Origin of the sequence: Vibrio sp. B181a (assembly GCF_030248375.1) — a bacterium.
In the GTDB taxonomy this organism is placed as follows: Bacteria; Pseudomonadota; Gammaproteobacteria; order Enterobacterales; family Vibrionaceae; genus Vibrio; species Vibrio campbellii.
The window spans coordinates 1-7,418 of sequence record NZ_JAHGAD010000083.1 but is presented as its reverse complement, the minus strand read 5'-3'; the positions used below and the strand labels follow the sequence as shown (position 1 = coordinate 7,418).

At 43.1% G+C, this 7,418-nt stretch carries 6 protein-coding genes; 2 read left to right on the top strand and 4 right to left on the bottom strand.

From position 1 onward, the window contains the following. Nucleotides 1-1,192, top strand: a 1,192-nt coding sequence (locus KIO97_RS24330) for an ISNCY family transposase (RefSeq protein WP_285384191.1), incomplete at its 5' end; no start/stop codon positions are given. Between the two features lie 720 nt (nt 1,193-1,912). Here KIO97_RS24330 and KIO97_RS24325 read toward each other — a convergent pair. The 3 genes from KIO97_RS24325 to KIO97_RS24315 all read right to left on the bottom strand — a co-directional run bounded on the left by KIO97_RS24325 (nt 1,913) and on the right by KIO97_RS24315 (nt 4,674). After that, nucleotides 1,913-2,308, bottom strand: coding sequence for a hypothetical protein (locus KIO97_RS24325; protein ID WP_285384190.1), 396 nt, complete (start codon nt 2,306-2,308; stop codon nt 1,913-1,915). A 78-nt stretch (nt 2,309-2,386) separates the two neighbouring features. Next, nucleotides 2,387-3,856 (bottom strand): DNA cytosine methyltransferase, encoded by a 1,470-nt coding sequence (locus tag KIO97_RS24320; protein ID WP_285384189.1) that lies wholly within the window; start codon nt 3,854-3,856, stop codon nt 2,387-2,389. 92 nt (nt 3,857-3,948) lie between these two features. Next, the gene (locus tag KIO97_RS24315) at nt 3,949-4,674 is read right to left on the bottom strand and encodes a hypothetical protein (protein ID WP_285384188.1); all 726 of its coding nucleotides are present in this window, start codon (nt 4,672-4,674) and stop codon (nt 3,949-3,951) included. Nucleotides 4,675-4,851: 177 nt separating this feature from the next. Between KIO97_RS24315 and KIO97_RS24310 the strand changes: the two genes are divergently transcribed. Beyond that, nucleotides 4,852-5,241: a hypothetical protein gene (locus KIO97_RS24310; RefSeq protein ID WP_285384187.1), complete on the top strand. Its 390-nt coding sequence runs from the start codon at nt 4,852-4,854 to the stop codon at nt 5,239-5,241. Nucleotides 5,242-5,275: 34 nt separating this feature from the next. On the opposite strand, the gene KIO97_RS24305 is transcribed toward KIO97_RS24310, so the two are convergent. Then, the coding region (locus KIO97_RS24305) for a hypothetical protein (RefSeq protein WP_285384186.1) at nt 5,276-7,418 on the bottom strand (2,143 nt) is incomplete at its 5' end.

Here is a 7,418-nt window from a genome sequence, read left to right as displayed (position 1 = left end):
ACTATCCTGCCAGAGGGGGCACGTCAAGCGTTCTAAACGCCGTAGAAGTCGAGTCAGAAAGTATCGAGAGCGTATGCCGCTACCAGGGCTAATGCTGCAAATGGATGGCAGTCCTCATCGCTGGTTTGGTGATGAAAAGTCTTGCTTGATTGCCATCATTGATGACGCTACTAGTGATATTCATGCGCAGTTCTTCCCGTCAGAGACCACTGAAGGCTGCATGAAGGTGATGCGAGCTTATATCGAAAAGCGAGGCATATTCAAAACCCTCTACGTGGACAGAGCGGGTATCTTTGGTGGGCCTAAACGCAGTAACTTCTCGCAGATGCAGCGGGCTTGTGACGAACTCGGTATCGAAATTATCTTCGCAAATTCGCCTCAAGGTAAAGGGCGGATAGAGCGCTCTTTCGATACTTTCCAAGATAGGCTGGTACCAGAACTTCGATTGCATAACATCACCGATATGGAAAATGCGAATCGGTATTTACAAGAAGAGTTCATACCAAACTACTGGGCAAAAAACGTCATGGTTCAGCCTACAGGCTTGCGCTCGGCTTTTAAGCGTATACCTGATGATTTAGATCTCAACACTATCTGTGTGCAGAAAGAGTATCGCAAGATACGCCGAGACCATACGTTCAGCTTTGATAATAAGATGTATGTCATCGACTCCCCCGTTCGTTATTCGATAGTCAACCAACAAGTAGAAATCCGGTGTCAGTTCGATGGTAAGTTCTCTGCCTATTTTGGTCACCGTCGACTCGATATAACGGAGCTCGTTGAGCCTCGTAAATGCAGTGAATACGGCAAAGAGGTACAGCGGAAAATAGAAGCATTAGAGCTCGTTGAACAGTTGGGAAGTATCACTAAAGCGGCTCGTATTCTTGGCTGCTCCCGCCAATCTCTCTACACCTATCAGAAAATAATGGCAGAGGAAGGGCCGATGGGGTTAAAACGGATCAATAAGCCTCTCAAACGTAGTAAGAATCGCATACCAGAGCACGCAGAAGACAAGATTATCGAGCTGACATTGCAGAACCCCCACCTCACATTGATGCAACTGATGATGGAATTAAAAGAGCACAATATCAAGGTGAGTATTGGTACGATTAAAAACATCTGGAAAGAAGAAAAACTCAACACCAGAGAGCTTAGGATAAAAAGATCACAGTCACTGAATATCGAGGTGTAAGGTGAGAAGCATCAATCCTGACTAAAATGTAAGTGCATGACAGAATCGGTTGGTATTTATCCCGTCATGTTCCCTCAGTAATGACAGCGGGAGGAGTGCTTACTGCGGGAGGAGTGCTAACCCCTAAAAGTTTCAATCTTTAATGTTAAAGTTGCGAACTTTATTGTCTGAGTTTCGATCTTAGTTGTCCGCCGACATCAAATTTAACTCTCTTCGAACGTTCAACGTTCGCACCGCGAACGAGTTTGTAATCAAAAAAAAAGATCGCTAATAAGCGATCTTTTTCCTTTAAGCGGTGAACGTTCTTTCTTCAATAAATTCACTGCGTAATTTGGATGATGAATTTCGGTTACTCAAACTTTATGTTGAAGGTTATGGACAGCTCCCTCTATACCGATATGTGACGCACATTCGTTATGGGCTTGAAAATCGATATAAGGGTGTTGTTTATGGTGGCGCTTTATTGAAAAAGCGTTACGGTCGTGGTTTTCTGCTTCAATTCTTCGATAAAAATGATGGCAAAACTGTCAATTTGTATGTCAGTAAAGAGCTCATGAACTGTGGAAGATTTGGGCACTATGTCGATGAAGTATTGAGTACAGAAAACGTGAAATATTTTCAAGTCTTCTTACTTAACCCAAGTTCGTCAAATAGAGAAAATTCACAAGGAAATACCATTATTAACCTTCATATATCAGATTTAAGGCAATTGGTGATGTTCTACGAGCTGAAAACCAAAACTTCTGCTGAGTCTGAGTCCGAAGAAAGCTGTGGCGATAACTGTGCATGGTGAGCGAGTCTTGTTACAAACACCATAATGTCCACAATATCTGTTAATGAAATCTCTTTATGAGCTAAACGGATATCATCAAGTGAAAGGGGCGGTGTGCTAAAGCTTCCTTCCCATATCGTGAGCAGGAAGGTTTTATCATGATCATAATGAATAATAAGCTCAGTGACGGCGCGTCCCGCACGATAGGTGGTCATGCGAATCTTATCGATATTAATGAACTGCTTTAAAAAATCATTCATGACAGCCTGACTGTGACTTTCTTTGAGAATCCGGTCGGTGGAACAGACGCTGTAGAGGTGTTTTTGTTGTGTATTATTTTCCATGATAAATCTCCTATTGTGCTCGGCGGGCTACTTTGATCATTCGCAGATGGTCAACGTAGTAGCGCCAATTCTTCTTCGTTAACGGGTCTTCTGGTCTCTCCCGTTTGCCTTCACTCGTGAATGCAAACAACCCTTTTCGATTTCGCAGTGTGCTGATAGCGTCAGCGTCACCCAAGCGCAAATACGCTGTGCTGGTTTGGTAATGTTGCTACCCAACCATTCAAATACACTACGTATCTTTGTATATATACCAGATTGGCCGAGTACCTGATGAGCGACTGTTTCGGATAATCCTGCAATAATACGATTAGGAATCGTCTTTAAAGCAGCATGTTCTTTACTTGTGAATATGCGAGATAATCCTTCATATTCCGCTTCATCTAAGAGGACAAACGGTTCATTAGAACGACATTTGGCATAGTCAAATCCAATGACAGGGACCTTTGATGAGTTCCTAAGTGCTATTGCCCTTCTAAAACCCTTACCGTTCTCGATGTCTCTTTTTTCCTTCTCAATGAGATACGTGAATGGCTTCCAACGTGCTGAATTGACTTCTATATCTTCTAGAATATCACCAACACATTGCTTAACTTCACTGTAATAACTCTTTATCTCATCTGCAAAGCCACCAAAGCAACCTAACAACTCATTAGAAAAAGCTATAGCGATCATACGTGAACGATTTTCAATGGCTCCAAAGTCCTGCCCATTCTGAACAGTTTCCACTAGCGTATAACCATCGTCACACAGCACACCCCGAATGACTTCCATTGATGCAGTGTTCCGATACTGAGGTACGCATTCAAACATGATCAACGGTGTATTTACTTTAGCTAACCAGTTGAGGGTATAGTGAAATAAATGTCCAACGCCTTCGTGTTGTTCCGCACTCTTCAGCTTGTTTTTTGTACGCCCAGCAATTGAAGCTCCGGTGCATGGAATCGAGACTATCGCAGCATCAATTGGCTTGCCTAACGCGTTAAGATCCAAATCCTCAATTTTTGCGTTTATTAATACGCTCTCACTATCGAACAAATGCTGATTATTCGCTAATGATGACTTGAGAAACTTCGTTTCTTTTTCAACGCATACAGCAATCCTAGATGGTATAGAAGCTGATTCCAAACCTTCATGAGCTGCACTGCCAAAAACTTCCCCCCCGCTAAACAGTGTCATTAAATCAAGTGTTTCACCACGTCGCACCTTATTTGCTAAACGCTCAACACGACTAGCAGTACGGGCATAACTATGGTGAGGCGTAATTTTTAACTTATTAGGGGTAAATGCTAACCTTAACTTCTTGATGTGTTCGGCAAAGTGTATGAGCTTTTCCGGTATTTCAATCAAAGGTTTTTCCCCGCGACGAGAGACCTTTTTATTGCTATCCGATTCACTATTTACTACTTCAATTTCAATGCATTCGGCATTGGTTTGAACTCGCAAAAATTGACCTGGTTTAAAACCTGCCATCTCTAAATAGTCAAATTCTAACCAAATTCTCTTACGGCCTCTGTTTAGTCCAATTTGCGTTACATGTAATAATTTCATTTGGTGATCCTTTATAACAACAGTTACATTTCAATTTCCCGTTTAGTATTCCAAAGACCACCAAAATTTCCATCTCCAATGCCGCTTTATAGTTAAGCGTGGAGATAATGACTACCTTCCATTCTTGCCATTGCAATAGCACGATGAAGAAGAGCACGTTCTATGATGTTTGTACCGGTCAATGCTTTACCATCTAACTCTAATTGGCATCCCCCTTGTTGGACTTCTCCAATTAGGACGTTAGATCGCAAGTCTATTACATGCACTTTTAAGCTAAACATGCCTCGCTGCCCCGCAGCCATGCTTTCAACTAAAGAGTCGAAAACGTCATCGTCCCAGTCTTTCACGCAACAAGCTTCATCAAGCTCTTTTAAGAATCTAACCTCAAAGTTTTTAGTCTTCTTGACCTTCAGCATAGTTACATTGCGATAGCCCTTAGTAGCGCTATGAACCTCTTTAACTGTAAGTTCTATTGATTCGCGACATTGATCCACGATTTTTTGAATTTCGTTCGCAGTGCGAACATAGACTGCATCATTGTGCTCAACTCCAGATACTAACACTAGAGGTAGACCTTCTTCTGATACTTGCAGATGCCAACACGCACCTTCTTTCTTTAAACGATCAATATCGTTTTTCAATTTACTTTCTTTGATCTGACCTCGATAAGCCGCAAGTTGAGCACAACGAATCACCGTTGCATTTCGTAATTCACCACCGAACGATACAAGGCCCTTCTTTAAATCGACTCTTAAATCATCCGATGGCAACTCCCAATTATCTAACTGACTTTGGGCAATACGCTCGTACAAGTTCATCGTGTTCTCCAGTTTACCTTTGCCTTTCTACTCCAGATATTACCAACTCATAGAAACAGTCTCGCATTTACGCACTACTTTTACGGATTTAAGCGGGGATTTTACTACCTATTTCCACATCAATTATTCATAGTAAGGATGAATTTAATTACACTGCCGTTGCAGTAAGGAACAACCATGAAAGACCTCATGCAAAACACAATTAAAAAGCTATCTGCCATCGTTTCATCGATGCCAATGCCTGTTTATTTTGGATTTATCACTACCGATAGGAAAGCAGGTTATGGAGAAGTTATCGTTTCTTCCGTTCCTATCTTTGAGACTAAAGTTACTCATACTTTCAAGCTGGAGCGACATTTTGGAGTAGGGTGTGAATTGAAAGAGTTTATGGCAACACTTTCTCTATATCCGAAAAGCGTTTACTACGACGATCACCTAATCCACTTGGATAACCTCTATTGTGAGTTACGTGATAACGGCCATTCGGTAATAAGTGCTCACCGTGAACTAGATACCTTTCTAACGAAAAACCTTCCCGTAACGGCATTTCCAATTCAGCAAGTATAAAAAAAGCCCAGTTTATGGGCTTTTCTTTTATTCGTTATCGAAATATTTCTAGCTTCTTAACTTTAAAGTTTGTAATTTTGGCCGTGCAGCTCCAATCATGACGCTCCCCTGGTACTGTTTCGGTTTTGCGGCCTTGACTTGGGAAAGTATTTGCCCCCCGAACCAAACTATGTCCAACAGTAACTTGTGCCGAAGCAAACCCGCAACGTTGAGATACAGTTGCCCCAATAGGTGAACCATACGAAGCCTCACCACTAGATGTTCCACTTCCTTGGGAATAAGTATATGTTACTCTCCACTTTGTAAAGTCAGCAGTTATATTCACGTAGTTGGTCCCTGGTCCATCATAAATTGTTGTCCAACCACCGCCACCGCCGCCGCCACTTGCATTTTTAAGGTCCTGAATATCTTGATACATTTGCTTCATCGAGATAGACCCAACACGAACGTCATTAGATGAGTGTACTTGTACATTGCCTCCGCTAACGTTAACCCCACGCTTCATGGCTACCGAACCATTGAACGTCGCTGAACCATTAAACGTTGAATTTCCACTGACGGCTAAAGAGCTTAACGATGCAGTAGAAAGCACATTAATACCTCGATTAAATGTCTGATTAGCATCCCACACATTTACAACGTCTTTACGCGCAAAGTAACCTGCCGACACGCCACCTAACTTACCTGCATTTGTCGCGTAATCTGCAGTTCCAGCGCTCACCGCCTTCGCTGTTTTACCCAAGTAACGATTATCTAGATTATCGCCACGGTAATACAACGTCCCATCAGTACCAATAACTCGCTTACCGTTCGCATAGACTTCTCTATTGGCATTCAAACGGCCACTCATAGTTTGGGTCGAAGTAAAGGTATTTACCGCATCACGACGCGCAAAACGACTGGCATCGATGTTCGCCAATTTACCTGCGTTTGTAGCGTAATCCGCGCTTCCTGCTTTCGTCGCGTAATCGGATTTATAAGCGTCTTTCGCTTTTGCATTGATACCAAGATAACGAGAATCAATATCTGCCCCTTGGTAATACAGTTTACCTGCGCTATCTACAACACGTTTGCCATTCGCATAGATTTGACCATTCGCATTAATACGATTGCTAAACGTCTGCGCTTGGCTCCAAGTGTTTGCTTGGTCCTTACGCGCATAAACAGAAGCCGCCACATTCCCTAATTTGTCGGCATTTTTCGCTGTCGCATTGATGCCAAGATAACGAGAGTCAATGTCTGCACCTTGGTAATACAATTTCCCTGCTGCATCTACGACACGCTTACCGTTCGCATAAATTTCGCCGTTTGCATTCACTCTATTGCTAAAGGTCTGTGCTTGGCTCCATGTGTTCGCTTGATCTTTACGCGCATAAACTGACGCCGCAATACCACCTAACTTATCCGCATTCTTAGCGGTCGCATCAATTCCAAGATAGCGATCTTTCAGGAATTGACCGCCTTCTTTGATTTCACCAACCGTTGCTACACTGATGACCTCTAAACCACCATGGATAAGTACGTTATTACGGAAAACCGCATCACCAACAAAATCAGAACTCCCACTCACGGTAAGTGGACCGTTTATGTTTGCTAAAGAGGCCGTTAGCGTACTAACTCCCAATTCATTAAATGAACCTGTCTCTGCAGTTAACCCTCCGCGAATCACCGCGCTATCTGCTAACACTTCGGTAGCGTCTACCCTCGTAGCCACCATCAATGGCGTCGTGATGCTTTTCGTCGCATTGACCTCTGCACCATTAATCGTAGATGCTGACTGCAATGAATTTACTTGCAGCAAACCATTCACTGCAGCACCACCTTCAACAGTCAACCCATTAAATGAAGCACTCTCACCGTTCACGACGGTTCCTGACAGTTCATCTGCCGCTACGCGCTTCGCCGTAACGGTTTCCGCCACACTTACTGAGGACCCGAAAGAAGCGTTGCCATCGACTTGTGCCGTACCTTGTGAATGCAGTGACGACGTGAATTTACCCGTATTAAAGTTACCCGCTTGACCATTAATGACCTGCACGTTCTGCAGACCAAAATTGTTCATGTCGATGTCCGTTTCCATTCGGTTACGACTTGGGTCCCCTGGTACTGCAAATCTCGCCAAAGAACTTTCTGTAATTGACGCATTCGCAGGAACCGGCACCGTCACGGCCACAACA